General features: G+C 64.0%; 12 protein-coding genes. 6 read left to right on the forward strand and 6 right to left on the reverse strand.

The features are described from left to right. Positions 1–234 precede the first annotated feature (234 nt). On the reverse strand, positions 235–924 hold the full coding sequence (locus tag B9A97_RS27165; protein WP_084368967.1) for a helix-turn-helix domain-containing protein: 690 nt from the start codon (positions 922–924) through the stop codon (positions 235–237). Positions 925–1,141: 217 nt separating this feature from the next. After that, positions 1,142–2,755, reverse strand: a complete 1,614-nt coding sequence (locus tag B9A97_RS27170; RefSeq protein ID WP_084368968.1) for a 5-guanidino-2-oxopentanoate decarboxylase — start codon at positions 2,753–2,755, stop codon at positions 1,142–1,144. Between the two features lie 288 nt (positions 2,756–3,043). Between B9A97_RS27170 and B9A97_RS27175 the strand changes: the two genes are divergently transcribed. Beyond that, a complete protein-coding gene (locus B9A97_RS27175) occupies positions 3,044–4,207 on the forward strand; it encodes a M20 aminoacylase family protein (protein WP_244564376.1) in 1,164 nt (387 codons plus the stop codon). 423 nt (positions 4,208–4,630) lie between these two features. Here B9A97_RS27175 and B9A97_RS27185 read toward each other — a convergent pair whose 3' ends face one another. From B9A97_RS27185 to B9A97_RS27195, 3 genes are all read right to left on the reverse strand, one after another. Further along, positions 4,631–5,296, reverse strand: coding sequence for an OmpA family protein (locus tag B9A97_RS27185; RefSeq protein WP_084368970.1), 666 nt, complete (start codon positions 5,294–5,296; stop codon positions 4,631–4,633). A gap of 98 nt (positions 5,297–5,394) precedes the next feature. Continuing rightward, positions 5,395–6,645, reverse strand: a complete 1,251-nt coding sequence (ispG, locus tag B9A97_RS27190; RefSeq protein ID WP_084368971.1) for a flavodoxin-dependent (E)-4-hydroxy-3-methylbut-2-enyl-diphosphate synthase — start codon at positions 6,643–6,645, stop codon at positions 5,395–5,397. Between the two features lie 96 nt (positions 6,646–6,741). Then, positions 6,742–7,332 (reverse strand): TetR/AcrR family transcriptional regulator, encoded by a 591-nt coding sequence (locus B9A97_RS27195; RefSeq protein WP_179145416.1) that lies wholly within the window; start codon positions 7,330–7,332, stop codon positions 6,742–6,744. A gap of 78 nt (positions 7,333–7,410) precedes the next feature. Here B9A97_RS27195 and B9A97_RS27200 point away from each other — a divergent pair, with 78 nt between their 5' ends. Both B9A97_RS27200 and B9A97_RS27205 read left to right on the forward strand, forming a co-directional pair. After that, complete coding sequence (locus B9A97_RS27200) at positions 7,411–7,869, forward strand: (2Fe-2S)-binding protein (protein WP_084368973.1); 459 nt, start codon at positions 7,411–7,413, stop codon at positions 7,867–7,869. 2 nt (positions 7,870–7,871) lie between these two features. Beyond that, positions 7,872–10,145, forward strand: coding sequence for a xanthine dehydrogenase family protein molybdopterin-binding subunit (locus B9A97_RS27205; protein WP_084368974.1), 2,274 nt, complete (start codon positions 7,872–7,874; stop codon positions 10,143–10,145). Positions 10,146–10,329: 184 nt separating this feature from the next. Here the strand turns inward: B9A97_RS27205 and B9A97_RS27210 are convergent, their stop codons facing one another. Continuing rightward, positions 10,330–11,526 carry an MFS transporter gene (locus B9A97_RS27210; RefSeq protein ID WP_084368975.1) on the reverse strand — a complete coding sequence of 399 codons (1,197 nt, stop codon included), beginning with the start codon at positions 11,524–11,526 and terminating at the stop codon, positions 10,330–10,332. A 234-nt stretch (positions 11,527–11,760) separates the two neighbouring features. Between B9A97_RS27210 and B9A97_RS27215 the strand changes: the two genes are divergently transcribed. The 3 genes from B9A97_RS27215 to B9A97_RS27225 are packed head-to-tail and all read left to right on the forward strand — an operon-like array spanning position 11,761 to position 16,173. Continuing rightward, entirely contained in the window at positions 11,761–11,961 is a 201-nt protein-coding gene (locus tag B9A97_RS27215; RefSeq protein WP_084368976.1) for a YgaP family membrane protein, read from the forward strand. A 25-nt stretch (positions 11,962–11,986) separates the two neighbouring features. Further along, positions 11,987–12,976 carry an efflux RND transporter periplasmic adaptor subunit gene (locus tag B9A97_RS27220; protein WP_084368977.1) on the forward strand — a complete coding sequence of 330 codons (990 nt, stop codon included), beginning with the start codon at positions 11,987–11,989 and terminating at the stop codon, positions 12,974–12,976. Beyond that, entirely contained in the window at positions 12,973–16,173 is a 3,201-nt protein-coding gene (locus B9A97_RS27225) for an efflux RND transporter permease subunit (protein ID WP_084368978.1), read from the forward strand. Before B9A97_RS27220 ends, B9A97_RS27225 begins: the two co-directional genes overlap by 4 nt. The last annotated feature ends 171 nt before the right edge of the window (positions 16,174–16,344 follow it).

A 16,344-nucleotide genomic window follows, 5' to 3' on the forward strand; every position in this document is an offset into this window, starting at 1 on the left:
CGCCCACCGGGTTACCTTGGCCAGGTCTTGCTAGTGCTCATGCGGATGGGCCTGGACTGTTGCTGCGGCAGTGGAGAACCGTTCGTTGCACGATTTGTTTCGTGCTTGGTGACGAAAATGGCTTTTTTATGCCGAAATTCAAAGCGCTAGCAAGCGCTTTCGGCGCCGCGCGCGACAAATCTGCCCTGATATGCCACCCCATGTCCAATCCTTCCTCCCCTCCTGGCATCACGCTCAACCGCCGTCTCTCCGATCCGGATAGGAGATGATCGACAGGAAGCGGATCGGCAGCTTCACCAGCACCTCCGGACCATGCCGCGCATCGGCGTCGAAGAACAGGCTGTCGCCCGGCCGCATCGTGTAGAGCTTCTCTCCGTGGCGGTATTTCACCTCGCCCTCCAGCATGTAGATCAGTTCAAGCCCATCATGCTGAAAGGCCGGAAATGTGTCCGAATCCGCCGTCAGCGTGATCAGATAGGGCTCGACCTGCACGCCGCTCGCGGTATTGCCGATATGGCCGAGCAGCTTGTACTGGTGGCCGGAGCGGGTGCCGCGCCGCTCGATCTCGAGCCCTTCGCCCGCCTTGACGAAGACCGCATTGCGCTCCCCCTCGAAGCGGCGGAAAAAGGCGGTGACGGGAACGCCAAGCGCGCGGGCCAGCGCCTGCAGCGTGGTCAGCGATGGCGACGTGTTGCCGTTCTCGATCTTCGAGAGCATGCCGAGCGAAATGCCGGTGGCGGATGCGAGATCGGCGCCGGTGATGCCGAGATGCTTGCGAAAGGCGCGCACCTCATGGCCGATGGCAACCTCGAGATTGTTTTCCTTGGCCTCGCGAACGGCGTGCGGATCCTGCCGCAGGATTGCCCTGGGTGCCGTGCTGCGGCCTGCAGCAGGCCGGCTGTCGCTGGCCGGCTTGTCCGTCATCGCTTGCCCCTCCCACGCTCACGCGTCGCGATTGTCGATGCATCGCTCCCGCGCATCGGTATCTAGAGCAATTCCCATAAGATTGTGTAGCAATTTTGCGGCGTGCCGGTGGATTTGCTCCACTTGGCCCATAAATGATCGGGAGAGCCGCCAAAAGCGCGACGACGCAGGGATCCGCGTCTCCCCACATCAGGCAAAAGCTGCGCGCGCGGCCCGGTTACGCCGTCGCGCCCCGGGTGTGGTGCTGGTGGATTTCGATGAGCGAGGGGCCGTCGGTTTCGGACGCCGCCAGCAGGGCCTCCGGCAGTTGCGATATGGCATCGAGCCGCACGGCAGGCAGCCCGTAGGCATCGGCGATCTTCAGGAAATCCGGCGGCGTGGGATGGACGCCGAGCGGCTGGATATCCCGGTCGATCATGTAGTTCTTGATCTCCTCATAGCCGTCATTGTTCCAGACCAGGAAGATCACCTTTGCCCCGGCATCCCGGGCGGAACCGAGTTCGGCGAGGGAGAATTGCAGGCCGCCATCGCCCGTGAGGCAGACGACCGAGGCGCTAGGATCGGCGAGGCTGGCGCCGATCGCCGCCGCCGGACCATAGCCGAGGGCGCCATAGCCTGTGGCGGCGTTGAACCATCCGCGGATGCGGCCGGCATCATAATAGAAATTGCCAGCATAGACGGCTTGGGTGGAATCGCCAACGATGATGCATCCGGGCAGCGTATCGCGGATCGTCTCCAGGATATCGATCTCGCAGCGCATCTTGTTGTCAAGCTCGGCGCGGGCAGCCTTGCGCGTCAGTTCGGCACGTGCCGCGCCGCCATGGGAGGCCTTGGCGCCTCCGATCTCGCTCAAGAGGTCGTCGACGAGGTTGTTGACGGTGGAATGCACCGCCACTTGACCCGTCGGCCCGCGGGCAAGCTGGGCCGCATCGATATCCACCCGCACCAGGTTCTCGATGACGGGGAAGCCCTTGTCGTTGTTGATGTCGTAATCGGTCTGGCCCATCTGGGTGCCGAGCGCCAGCACCAGGTCCGCCTGCGACAGCAGCGTGCGCACGGCCCGCAGGCTGGGGCTGGCGGGAACGGACAGGGGGTGACCGTAGAACAGCCCGCGCGCATTGACCGTCGTCACGATCGGCGCATCCAGCCGTTCGGCCAATATCTCGATGCCGGGTGCCGCCGTGATGGCACCGCCGCCACAGAGGATAACCGCCCGCGTCGCCTCCTGGCACTTGATGGCGATGTCGAGCAGGCTCGATATGTCGCAACGTGGGCCTGAGATGATCGGACTGGAGATCGGCCCGAGCTCGATCGGCAAACCCATGACGTCGATTGGGATTTCGATATGCACGGGGCCGCGTCGGCCGGAGCGCAACAGCAGGAAGGCCCGCTCCATGACATCGGGCAACTCGTTCGGGTCGAGCAGGGTGTGGGACATCAGGGCGAGCGTTGCCATCATGCCCCGCTGGTCCGGCAGTTCATGCAGCTGCCCGCGCCCCCGGCCAAGCGTCGCCCGGGCGTTGACGCCCGAGATCACCAGCATGGGAACGCTGTCTTGATAGGCCTGGGCCATGGCGGTGATCGTATTGGTCAGGCCGGGGCCGGTGATGACGATGCATACGCCGGGCTTGCCGCTGACGCGGGCATAGCCATCCGCCATGAAGCCGGCACCCTGTTCATGGCGCGGCGTGACGTGGCGGATATTCGATCCGGCAAGTCCGCGATAAAGCTCTACGGTGTGCACGCCCGGTATGCCGAACACCGTATCCACGTCGTTTGCCTCGAGGATTTCCACAAGTGCCTGTCCGACCGTCTTCGTTCCTGCGGCCATGGTGGCTCCTTACATTCGGCACGTCGCATCGATGAAGGCCGCCGGGCATCCGTGCCGCCGACCTTGTCAAGACAGCTTCCGCGCGAACGTGGCCGGGGTCAAGCCGGCGCGGAGGTCGTATACAGGAATGACGCGAGGGCCTGCCTGCAGCACAAGCTTGAGCCGGCCGCCAACAAGTGCGAGACTTGAGGCTTGAGAGTGACACTTGCGCGAGGGCCAGCCCACGCGCGACGAGACATGCCTGACATGGCCCCGCATATGGGACATGGGAGCCGAAGCGAGAGAGTGATGAAGAGCCAGTTTTCCAATTACATGCCCGAGGTCGTCGCCAACAGGCATTATCTCCATCAGCATCCCGAGATCGGGCTCTCAGAATTCAAGACCTCGGATTTCGTTGCCGAACAGCTCGGCGCCATGGGCTATGAGGTGACCCGCGGCCTTGGCAAGACCGGCGTGGTCGCAACCCTGCGCAACGGCACGGGCACCCGCAGCATCGGCATCCGCGCGGATTTCGACGCGCTCCCGATCCATGAGGAAACCGGGCTTGATTACCAGAGCAAGACGCCCGGCGTCATGCATGCCTGCGGTCATGACGGCCACACCGCCATGCTGCTGGGCGCGGCGAAGATCATTGCCGAGCGGAAGAATTTCGACGGTGTGGTGCACCTGATCTTCCAGCCGGCGGAGGAGAATTTCGGCGGCGCCAAGCTGATGATGGATGATGGGCTGTTCGAGCGCTTTCCCTGCGACGCGGTGTTTGCGCTGCATAACGACCCGTCGATGCCGTTTGGCAAATTCGTGTTCCGCGAGGGGCCGATCATGGCCTCGGTCGATGAATGCCGCATCACCGTCAATGGCCGCGGCGGCCATGGCGCCGAGCCGCAGGACAATCTGGACCCGATCGTCTGCGGCGCCTCGATCATCATGGCCCTGCAGACCATTGCCTCGCGCAATGTCCACCCGATCGATAGCTGTGTCGTGACGGTCGGCGCCTTCCATGCGGGCATGGCCAGCAATGTCATTCCCGAACGGGCGGAAATGCTGCTCACCATCCGCTCCTTCTCGCCGCGCGTCCGCGACCTTCTGGAACACCGCATCCGCACCATCGCCGAGGGCCAGGCGGCAAGCTATGGCATGGGCGTGACGATCGATTATTCCAGGGGTTACAACGCCACCGTCAACCACAAGGCCGAGACCGACTTCCTGCGGACACTGGCCACCGATTTCGCCGGCGCCGAGAATGTCATGGAGATGGAACGCCCCAGCATGGGTAGCGAGGACTTCGCCTATATGCTGGCGGAAAGTCCCGGCAGCTACTTCTTCCTCGGCAGTGCCCGCACTGAAAGCGATCCGCCGCTGCACCACCCCCGCTACGACTTCAACGACGACATCCTGCCGCTTGGAACCAGCTTCTGGGTGGAACTGGTGGAGCGGTGGTTGGCGGGGAAGTAGGGGCGCTCGGGGGATTCTGCTGATATGGCATGACGGGGAGGTAGGCAGGGCTTTCGCGTTCTACCGGGATTGCAGCGCCCGAGCTAACCCCCTCTGGCCTGCCGGCCATCTCCCCCTCAAGGGGGGAGATCGACCCGCGGCAATTCCGCAGTCCATCGCTGGCCTTTCGGCGCTTGATCAAAGGGCGAGCGGGACCGGCAATCCGATCTCCCCCCTTGAGGGGGAGATGCCTGGCAACGCAGAGGGGGTAGGCCTCACGCCCTGAGTTTCGCGATGCGTATCACGCCAAGGAAACCCGCAGATAAACACCAGGCACACTCCACGAGATGAGCACCCGGTCTTATCTGCGACTAACCCAAGCCAATCCTGCGACTAACCCCGGGGCCCAATCCCTGAGCATCAACCCCGGCATAATCCTCCGGATTAGCCTTGGGTAATGGGTGCGATGGTGACTTCGACGCGGCGGTTTTGGGCGCGGCCGTCGGGGGTGGAGTTGGAGGCGATCGGCTGGCTCGGGCCGAAGCCGACGGCCGAGACGCGGCGCGGGTCCAGCCCCTGGCCGAACAGGTAATTCGCGACCGACTGGGCGCGGTTCTGCGACAGGGTCTGGTTATGCTCAAGGCTGCCGGTCGAGTCCGTGTGGCCGTTGATGTCGACCAGGGTGCGGTTGAACTTGTTCAAGACGATCGCGACCGAGTTCAGGGTCGGATAGAATTGCGGCATCACCGCATACTGGTCCGTGGCAAAGGTGATGTTGGAGGGCATGTTGAGGATGATCCGGTCGCCCATGCGGGTTACCGAAATGCCGGTGCCCTGCAGTTGCGCGCGCAGTTCGGCCTCCTGCTGGTCCATGTAATTGCCGATCGCGCCGCCGGCGAGGGCGCCGATGCCGGCGCCGATCAGCGCGCCATTGCGGCTGTCGCGGCCACCGCCACCGATGACGGCACCGCCGACGGCACCGAGCGCCGCGCCCAGAACCGCACCGCCTGCCGTGTTCGACATCTTCTGCTCGCCGGTATAGGGATCCGTGGTCGTGCAGGCGGTCAGGTAGGTCGCGGCAAGCGCGACGATCGTCAGTCTCTTGATCATCGGATCTCTCGTCTCCATGGCGTCAGCCGCGTTCGGCCCCGCATCCTCAACACAATGATTCGGGCAATATAAAGATAAATGCCTGCAGGCACAGAGCTCTATTCGGCGGCGTTTTTCCGGCCGTAGCGTTTCTCGATATAGTCGGCGACGACGGCCTCGAAGTCGGCGGCGATATTGGTGCCGCGCAGCGTCATCGCCTTCTTGCCGTCGATATAGACGGGTGCGGCCGGCAGTTCGCCGGTGCCGGGAAGCGAAATGCCGATATCGGCATGCTTGCTTTCGCCGGGACCATTGACGATGCAGCCCATCACGGCGACCTTCAGGCCCTCCACGCCGGGATAGCTCTGACGCCAGACCGGCATGTTGCGACGGATATCGCTTTCGATCTTCTGGGCAAGCTCCTGGAACACCGTCGAGGTGGTGCGGCCGCAGCCCGGACAGGCGGCGACCACGGGCAGGAACTGGCGGAAGCCCATGACCTGCAGCAGTTCCTGTGCCACCTGAACCTCGCGGGTGCGGTCTCCGCCCGGCTCCGGCGTTAGCGAAATGCGGATCGTGTCACCGATGCCCTGCTGCATCAGGATGCCGAGCGAGGCAGCCGAAGAGACGATGCCCTTGGAGCCCATGCCGGCCTCGGTGAGGCCCAGATGCAGGGCGTGGTCGGTGCGGCCCGACAGCATGGAGTAGCAGGCGATCAGGTCCTGCACATTGCTGACCTTGGCCGAGAGGATGATGCGGTTGCGCGCCAGGCCAACATCCTCGGCCAGCTCGGCTGATATCAGCGCCGATTGCACGATGGTTTCGCGCATCACCTGCTGGGCGGTCAGCGGAAAGCCGTTGGCCTGGTTGTCGTCCATCAGCTTGGTCAGCAGTTCCTGGTCCAGCGAGCCCCAGTTGACGCCGATGCGCACCGGCTTGTCGAACTGGATTGCCCGCTCGATGATCTCGGCGAACTGCTTGTCCTTCTTGGCCTTGAAGCCGACATTGCCGGGATTGATGCGGTATTTCGCCAAGGCTTCGGCGCAGGCGGGGTGATCCGCCAGCAGCTTGTGGCCGATGTAATGGAAGTCGCCGATCAGCGGCACGTCGAGGCCGAGCCGCTCCAGCCGCTCCCGGATCTTCGGCACGGCGGCGGCACTTTCGTCGCGGTCGACGGTGATGCGCACCAATTCCGAGCCTGCCCGGTGCAGGGCGGCGACCTGCGCCACCGTCGCATCGACGTCGGCGGTATCCGTATTGGTCATGGACTGCACGACGACGGGAGCACCGCCGCCGACGATGACACCGCCGACATCGACGGCAACCGTCGCGCGCCGCGGTTTGGGATCGAACTCTTCAGCTTGCGTCATGACGCTCTCGCACGGGGAATCTGGCCTGCATTTCAGGTGGATCAAACATGCCGCCTTGTCAACTGCAGGAAAAAGTCAACTCCAAGGCAGCGGCCTTCACCGCACCGTCAAAGGCCCCAGGACCACGTCCACCAGATCGCACACCTTGGCCTCCAGGTCCTCGAATGTCGTCATCCGCGCCTTGGCGCCCTCGAAGCCGTCGATCACAAGGGTCGTCAGCCGTTCCGGCGAAACTCTGGTGCGCGTCAGATCGATGCGGCCGGCCTCCGCCTCCCGCTTCAACCCGCTCGACAGGCCGTTCTCCACCACCGCCAGCCATTGGCGAAACAGGTCGGCGGCTTCGGCATTCTTCAGGTCGAAGAGTTCGGCGCCATGGGGGGTGTTCCTGATCTTGTGATACCCGTCCAGGAATCCGATGCGCATCGCCGACTTCACCTTGGCGACCGGCGGCAGGTCGGCGTCGAAGCAGGCGGCAAGCTCAGCCTCCATCTCCGTCATCATCGACAGCATCAAGGCTTCGAAGATCTCGTATTTATTGCGATACAGCAGGTACAGCGCCGGGCGCGACATGCCGGCCGCGCGCGCGATGTCGTCCATCGTCGTGCGCTTGTAGCCATAGGTCACGAAGGCGGTGAAAGCCTCGGCCAGCACCGCCGCCCGCCGCGAATCCTCTTTGGTTTCATCCATAATTGACATTATGACATTTTTTGATATTTTGTCAGCAATTGATTTCCGCCTCCAACCATAAGCGCAGAGGGCCATCAAGTGAACCTCATTATCGACGGCAAGCCGTATACCATCGAAGTCGAGCCGGATATGCCCCTGCTCTGGGCCATGCGCGACATGCTCAACATCAAGGGGCCGAAATTTGGCTGCGGCGCCGGTCTCTGCGGCGCCTGCACTGTCATCATTGATGGCGCAGCGGTCCGCTCCTGTTCCATCGCAGCCGCTGATGTCACGGGCGAGGTCCGCACGATCTTGAGCCTAGCTGAGGGCGAGCGGCTGCACCCTGTGCAGCAGGCCTGGATGGATGAACAGGTGGCCCAATGCGGCTATTGCCAGGCGGGCCAGATCATGAATGCCGTCGCACTGCTGGAGGGAAATCCAAACCCGAGCGACGAGGAGATCGCCGAAGCCATGGCCGGAAATCTCTGTCGCTGCGGCACCTATCCGAAGATCAAGGCCGCGATCCGCAAGGCCTCGGTCGAGATGGCGGGGGTTTGACCATGGGTATCGCCAAGATCGCACGACGCACATTCCTGTTCGGCGCGGCCGCCGTCGCCGGCGGTGTCGCCTTCGGCTATTACAGCTATCGCAAGCCCTATCCCAATCCGCTCCAAGGCGAACTTGCCGAGGGCGAGGCGACCTTCAATCCCTATCTCAAGATCGGCGCCGACAATGCCATCACCATCATCGCGCCCCGCGCCGAGATGGGGCAGGGCATCCAGACGACACTCGCGGCCCTGGTGGCCGAGGAACTCGATGTCACGCTGGAGCAGGTCACCATCGAGCACGGGCCTGAAGGATCGGCCTATTACAATAGCGGCGCGCTGGAGGAAGGCGCGCCCGTGCCGCAATTCGACCGGGGCTGGATGGCCGAGAGCCTGCGCGCCACCATGGGCGTGGTGGGCAAGTTCATCGCGGTGCAGTTTACCGGCGGGTCATCCTCCCTAGGCGATGGCTTCGAGAAGATGCGCCATGCCGGCGCCGGCGCCCGCGAAAGCCTGAAGGCTGCAGCCGCTGCAGAATGGGGCGTGCCCGCCAATTCCCTGAAGACGGAAGCCGGCAAGGTGCTGCATACCGCCTCCGGTCGCGAAGCCACCTATGGTTCGCTCGCCGCGAAAGCCGCGACCATTGCGCCGCCGTCGGATATTAGCCTTCGCCCGCGAGGCGAATGGAAGATCCTGGGCAAATCGCAGCCGCGCAAGGACATGCTGGCCAAGGTGACCGGCGCGCCGATCTACGGCGTCGATGTCGACCTGCCCGATATGCTCTATGCCACGGTGCGCATCAACCCGTCGCCTGGCGGGGCGCTTCGCAATATCGACGACACGGTTGCCCGCACCATGCCGGGCGTGCAGAAGATCGTCCGGCTCGACAGCCCCTATGGCCAGGGTTACGCCGTCATCGCTGACAATACCTGGCGCGCCTTCAAGGCCGCGGATGCCGTGACTCCCGAGTGGGGACCGGGGGCGAACATTCAAAGCACCGCCGAGATGGAAGCGCGGCTGAGCGCGGCCCTCGACGGCAATGATTTCTTCACGCTGAGGACATCAGGCGACATCCATGTCGCTTTCGCCGACGCGCCGCGTGAAAGCGTGATCGAGGCCGAATATGACGCGCCGTTCCTCTCCCATGCGGCGATGGAACCGATGAATGCCACGGCACGGTTCAAGGATGGCGTGCTGGATGTCTGGGCGCCGAACCAGAGCCCGACCGTCATCAAGGCCATTGCCGGACGCATTCCCGGCATCGACGCCGAAAAGGTCCAGGTTCACACGACTTATCTCGGTGGCGGCTTCGGCCGGCGGATCGAGCCGGACTTTTCCGACTATGCCATCCGTCTGGCGCTGCTGACGCAGGGACGCCCGGTCAAGGTGACCTGGACCAGGGAGGAAGACCTGAGCCATGGGCCTTACCGACCGATCGCCAAGGCGCGCTACAAGGCCCGCATTGGTCAAGACGGCTTGCCGGTGGCCCTGGCGGCATCCGTCGCCTCCCCCTCGGTCGTCGCCAGTGCCGTGCCGCGTTATTTCCCCGATGTGCCCATGGGCGGGCCGGACAACTCGCTGATCGACGGCGCCTATAACCAGCCCTATGCCATTGCCAACTACCAGATAGATGGCCGCAAGGTGGATGTCGGGGTGCCCGTGGGCTTCTGGCGCTCGGTCGGCTTTTCCTACAACAGCTTCATGCATGAGAGCTTCATCGACGAGATCGCCCTTGCCGGAAAGACCGATCCGCTGGCGCTGAGGCGCAAACTGATGGCCGACTATCCGGTGGCTTTGGCCGTGGTGGAGAAGGTCGCCGCCATGTCGGGCTGGCAGACTCCGCCGGCTGCGGGCCGGGCGCGCGGCATGGCATTCTCGCTCTCTTTCGGTACCTGGGTGGCCCAAGTGGTGGAGGTCTCGCAGTCGGATGCCGGCATCCGCATCGAAAAAGTGTGGTGTGCCGCCGATCCAGGCCTGGTGCTCGATCCGGCAAACTACAAGGCGCAGCTGATGTCCGGCATTCTCTACGGCCTCTCGGCCGCCATGCTGCAGGAAATCACTTTCGCGGACGGGATCGTGCAGCAATCCAATTTCCACGACTTCGACTCGCTGCGGCTGAACCAGAGCCCTGAGGTCGAGATCGAACTCATGGAGAATTCGCCCTTCATGGGCGGCGCCGGCGAGCCCGGCACCCCGCCCGCGGCCCCGGCCTTGGCCAATGCGCTTTTCGCACTGACCGGCAAGCGCGTTCGCCGCCTGCCGCTATCGAAGGAATTCACCTTCGCCTGATAGCTTGGACATCATCGACCCTGGCGCGCGCAGCCCCCTCACCCGGCCTCCGCTCCGCTCGGCCACCCTCTCCCCGGAGGGTAGAGGAACGTCCGAAGCGCTGCGGCTCTTGCCCTCTTCTCCCCGGCGGGGAGAAGGTCCCGTCAGGGGGATGAGGGGGTCGGACAAGAGCATTCGGGAGTGTTCAATGCCCGCTGGCCCGGTCTGCATGCCGGGCGAGCGAGGAAAGCGCGAAGACCAGGATGTTGAACAGCGCCAGCACCAGGAAGATCACAGCCATGCCGGTATGCTCGGCAATGAAGCCGATGATCGACGGGGCAAACAGGATGCCCGAATAGCCCATGGTCGTCACGACGGACAGCCCGATGCCCGGCGCCAGGCCCGGCACGTTGCCGGCGGCGGAAAAGGCGATCGGCACCATGTTCGATATGCCGATACCGGCAATGGCGAAGCCGATCATGGCGATGGTGATGCTGGGTGCCGAACCCGCGACGATGAGGCCGATGAAGGACAGCGCCGTGGAGACCCGGAGCGTCCGGACCGCGCCAAACCGGTCGCGCACCAGGTCGCCGGCAAAGCGCATGATCGCCATGGTCAGCGAGAAGGCGGCATAGGCAAGGCCCGACAAGGCAACGGACGCGCCGAGTTCGTTGCGCAGATAGATCGCACCCCAATCCAGCACCGCGCCTTCCGGGATCATCGAGAACAACGCTACCAGGCCGATCAGCCATGGCAACGGCGAGAGCGGCAGGCCGGCTTTCGGCTTGCCTTCCTCCGCAACATGCGGCGGATCACGCAGGATCAGCGGCCGGGCAATCAGGAACATCACGGCCGCCACGACGGTGATCAGGATCGTATGGCCAAGCCCGCCCATATAGGCGATCAGGAAACCGCCGGAGCCAGCGCCGATCAGCCCTCCCAGGCTCCAGAAGGCATGGCAGGACGACATGATCGAGCGGCGCATCTTGCGCTCCACCTCGACGGCATTGGCATTCATCGCCACGTCCATGGCGCCCGTCAGGCCGCCGAACAGGAAGACGGCCACGGCGCCGGTCCAGATATCAGGTGCGAGCGTCACCAGCAGCAGCGTCGGAATGAAGAGGATCGTCGCCACCTTCACCACGCGGTCCGAGCCATAGCGGGCGATTTGCGATCCCGCCACCGGCATCATCGCCAGAGAGCCGATACCGAAAACCAGAAGCATCAGGCCGATGCCGCTTTCGGAAATCTGCAAACGTGCTGCAAATTCCGGAATCTTGGGCGCCCAGTTGCCCATCATGAAGCCATTGGCCAGGAATAGCAGCGACACTGCCACCCGGGTCGGGGGAAATAGGGGCGATGGAGACAGCGCCGCGCTGTCCGGTTTCACTGAGTCGTTCATAAGTTCACTCCCGCAAGTCAGCGCGAAATCTATTTCAATCGATTGAAGTCGCAACAGGAACGTTGCAGGGCTGGCGTAACTTATTGTTTCCGGCGGTAACGGCCATCTACGCCTGACATTGCCGATAGCCTGTTGTGGCCCTCGCCTTCAAGCACCCTGGCAAACTTTCCCCTTGCGGACCAGATAATCCTCATATATACGAATATATGTAGATATATATACCAGGAGGTTCCTATGTCTCTCGATCGCATGGTTTTCGCCTTTGCCGGCGTCATGGTTCTGCTTTCCGTCGCGCTGACGATGTTCGTGCACCCGCTGTTTGTCTGGTTCACGGTCTTTATCGGCGCCAATCTGCTGCAATCCGCCTTCACCGGCTTCTGCCCGGCCGCGATGATCTTCAAGAAGCTCGGCGCCCGCCCCGGCACCGCCTTCTGATCCCCTGAACCAAAGGACCGCCTCCATGCCCGGCTTCCCCTTCGCTCGCGCTCTGGCCACATCAATGGCTCTTGTCGCCTCCACATCGCTTGCCGGCGCGGCTGGCCTCACGCTCCAGCCGGTCAAGGTGCCGGAATGGAAGGCCGTCTATGGCCGCGTGGAGGCGCGCGACAGCGTGCCGGCCAGGGCCCGCATTGGCGGTACCCTGAGCGACCTCAAGGTGAGCGAGGGCGACATAGTGGCGGCGGGCGACATCATCGCCACCGTCCAGGATGACAAGATCGATTTCCAGATCGCGGCAATCGATGCCCAGCTTCTGGGTTTGAGGGCCTCCATGGCCAATGCCGAGGCCGAGCTGGCGCGCGGCGAGGAACTGATCAAGCGCGGCGTCACCACCGCCCAGCGCCTGGATGCCCTGCGCACCCAGGTTGATGTGATCCGCAACCAGATCGCCGCCGCCGAGGCCCAGCGCTCCGTCGTCGTGCAACAGGGCAGGGAAGGCACTGTGCTGGCGCCCGTCTCCGGCAAAGTGCTGAGCGTCCCGGTCACGCGCGATGCCGTGGTCATGGCGGGCGAAACGGTCGCCATGGTCGGCGGCGGCGGCTTCTTCCTGCGTCTCGCCTTGCCGGAGCGCCATGCGGTGCTGCTGGTCGAGGGCGCCTCGCTGGAGATCGAGGATGGCAATGGCGCGGTCGCCCGCAGCGGGCGCCTGGCCAAGATCTATCCGGAGATCGACAACGGCCGCGTCATTGCCGATGTCGAGGTGAACGACCTCCCGACCGAATTTGTCAACAAGCGGCTGCTGGTGCGCGTGCCGGTTGGCGAGCGCATGGCGCTCCTGGTGCCGCAGGCGGCTCTGAGGAGCCGCTTCGGCCTGGACTATGTTGCCGTGCAGATCGGCGGCACGGTGGCGGAGCGGGCCGTCATCACGACAGCGCCGATCTCCATTCAGGGCATCGCGATGGTCGAAGTGCTGACCGGACTGAATTCAGGCGATGAGGTGATCCTGCCATGAAAGCCCCTGGACTTGGAATTGCGGGCGGCCTGACAAAGGCCTTCATCAGCTCGCCGCTCACGCCGCTGTTCCTGATGGCGGCCTTTGCGCTGGGTCTCCTGGCGCTGATGACGCTGCCGCGCGAGGAGGAGCCGCAGATTTCCGTGCCGATGGTGGATATCATCGTGCGCGCTGACGGCCTCAAGGCCGAAGATGCCGTGAAGCTCGTCACCGAGCCCCTGGAGACGATCATCAAGGGCATCAACGATGTCGAGCATGTCTATTCCCAGACCTCCGATGACCAGGTCATGGTCACCGCGCGCTTCGTCACCGGCACCTCGGGTGATTCGGCGGTGCTGCGCGTCCACGACAAGATCAGGGCCAATATCTCAAGCATACCGGTCGGCATTCCCGAGCCGCTGGTCGTCGGCCGCACGATCGATGACGTCGCGATCGTCGCGCTGACGCTGACGCCATCCCTCGACAAGGGCCAGGACGTCACCGCCGCCGACCTCACCCGGATCGCGCGCGAGCTTCGCGTCCAACTGGCCAAGATCGACGATGTCGGCTTGAGCTATCTCGTCGGCGAGAGCGGAGATGCGATCCGGATTGCGCCCGACAGCGAAAAGCTCGCGCTTTACGGCGTCACGCTACAGCAGCTGCAGGCCAAGGTCGGCTCCGCCAACCGGTCCTTCTCCACCGGCCTGGTGCGCGACAAGGGCCAGCAGATCGAGCTCGTGGCCGGCGAAACGCTGGCAACACCGGCCGATATAGGCAATCTTCTGCTGACCACACGCGACAACCGTCCGGTCTATGTCCGCGACGTTGCCGATGTTTCCTTCACCACCGATACCACGGAAGCACGCGCCTCCACCGTGACCCGCGGTGAGAATGGCGAGCTGCGCCGTGTTCCGGCTGTCACGCTGGCGATCGCCAAGCGCGCCGGCTCCAATGCCGTTGTCGTGGCCGAGGAGATCCTGCATCGGGTCAGCGCGCTCGAAGGCAATCTGATCCCGGACACTATGCATGTCGAGGTGACGCGCGACTACGGCGAGACCGCCAACGAAAAGGCCAATGAGCTGCTGTTCCATCTGGGGCTGGCGACGCTGTCGATCATCGCCCTGGTCTGGGTCGCCATCGGCCGGCGCGAGGCCTTCGTCGTCGCCATCGTCATTCCCGTGACCATCCTGCTCACGCTGTTTGCCGCCAACCTGATGGGCTATACGCTGAACCGCGTCTCGCTGTTCGCGTTGATCTTTTCCATTGGCATCCTGGTGGACGACGCCATTGTCGTCATCGAAAACATCGCCCGGCATTGGGGTTTTGGAGATGGCAAGGATCGGCGCCAGGCTGCCATCGATGCCGTCGCCGAGGTGGGCAACCCGACCATCGTGGCGACGCTGACCGTCGTCGTCGCCCTCCTGCCGATGCTCTTCGTGTCGGGCATGATGGGCCCCTATATGAGCCCGATCCCGGCCAATGCCTCGGCCGCGATGATCTTCTCCTTCTTCGTCGCCGTGGTCGTCACACCCTGGCTGATGCTGAAGATCGCCGGCAAGGCGCCGCTGCATCATGCGGCAGATCATGCCTCGGGCGGCGTGCTCGGCCGCGGCTATTCCGCCGTTGCCCGGCCGATCCTTGCCTCCAAGACGACGAGCTGGATGTTTCTGGCCCTGGTCGGTGCGGCCACCATCGGCTCGCTCGGCCTGTTCTACACCCAGGACGTCACCGTCAAGCTCCTGCCCTTCGACAACAAGTCGGAACTCCAGGTCACGATCGACCTGCCGGAAGGCTCATCCGTCGAGGCGACGGATGCTATTGCCCCGGCGGTGGCGCGGGTGGTGCTTGAGACCCCCGAGGTGCTGTCGGTGCAGACCCATGCCGCAACGGCAGCGCCGTTCAATTTCAATGGCCTGGTGCGCCACGCCTATCTGCGTTCGGCCACCCATATGGGCGACGTACAGGTGAACCTGAAACCGAAGGCGGACCGGGAGCGCACCAGCCACGACATCGCGCTCGACCTGCGTCAGCGGCTGATCGCCTCCGTGCCGCTGCCGGCAGGCAGTTCGCTGAAGGTTGTCGAGCCGCCGCCGGGCCCGCCCGTCATGGCAACGCTGTTGGCGGAAGTCTACGGGCCCGATGCCGACAGCCGCCGTGCGACCGCCGAGAAGGTGAAGCAGGCCTTCGTCTCCGTCCCATTCATCGTCGATGTCGATGACAGCTATGGCACGCCCGCTTTGCGCAAGCGCGCCACCATCTCGACCGACGACCTTGATTTCTTCGGCGTGGCGGAAAGCGACGTGTTCGACACGCTGTCGATGCTGAACGGCACGACGACGGTGGGCTATTCCCATCGCGGGGACGGCCGCTCTCCCATCCCGATCATCATCGGCAGGCCGAAAAGCGCCCGGGTGCTGGACGAGACCTTCCTGGCAACGCCCATTCCGGCCAACCTGCTGCCCGGTTCGCGCTCGGTCGTTGAGCTTGGCGATGTGGTCAAGATCACCGAGGAACGCGCCTCCTTCCCGATCTTCCGCCATAACGGCCGCTATGCCGAGATGGTGACGGCCGAGCTTGCCGGCGATTTCGAAGCCCCGCTCTATGGCATGCTCGCCGTGCAGCAGGCGCTCGACGGCATGGACTGGACCGGCCTGGTCAAGCCCGAGATCGCGCTGCATGGCCAGCCGGCTGACGAGAGCAAGCCCGTGCTGCTGTGGGATGGCGAGTGGGAAGTCACCTGGGTGACCTTTCGCGACATGGGGGCGGCCTTCATGGTGGCGCTGCTCGGCATCTATATCCTCGTCGTCGCGCAGTTCGGCTCGTTCAAGCTGCCGCTCGTCATCCTCACCCCGGTGCCGCTGACCTTCATCGGCATCCTCGGCGGCCACTGGCTATTCGGCGCGCCCTTCTCGGCAACGTCGATGATCGGCTTCATCGCACTGGCGGGCATCATCGTGCGCAATTCGATCCTGCTGGTGGATTTCATCCGTCACGCCAGCACGCCCGAGCGGCCGCTGACGGAGGTGCTGATCGAGGCCGGCGCCATCCGCTTCAAGCCGATCCTGCTGACCGCGCTCGCCGCCATGATCGGCGCCGCCGTGATCCTCACCGACCCGATCTTCCAGGGGCTCGCCATCTCCCTGCTCTTCGGCCTGGCCTCCTCGACCCTGCTGACCGTGCTGGTGATCCCGGCAATCTACCGGGTGCTGAGGACATGAGGGGGCTGCCCTCTGGACATCAGAGATGGGTCGTATTGGGAACCCCCCTCTGCCTTGCCAGGCATCTCCCCCTCAAGGGGACCGTTGCATAAAGCCGAGTTTTTGGGATTTTGGTTTTTGCAGACGGCGGTTCTGTGGCCCGGCTGTTGTTTTGCCGGGCATTTGGGGTGT

Origin of the sequence: Rhizobium sp. RU36D, assembly GCF_900176345.1 — a bacterium.
Taxonomy (GTDB): domain Bacteria; phylum Pseudomonadota; class Alphaproteobacteria; order Rhizobiales; family Rhizobiaceae; genus Allorhizobium.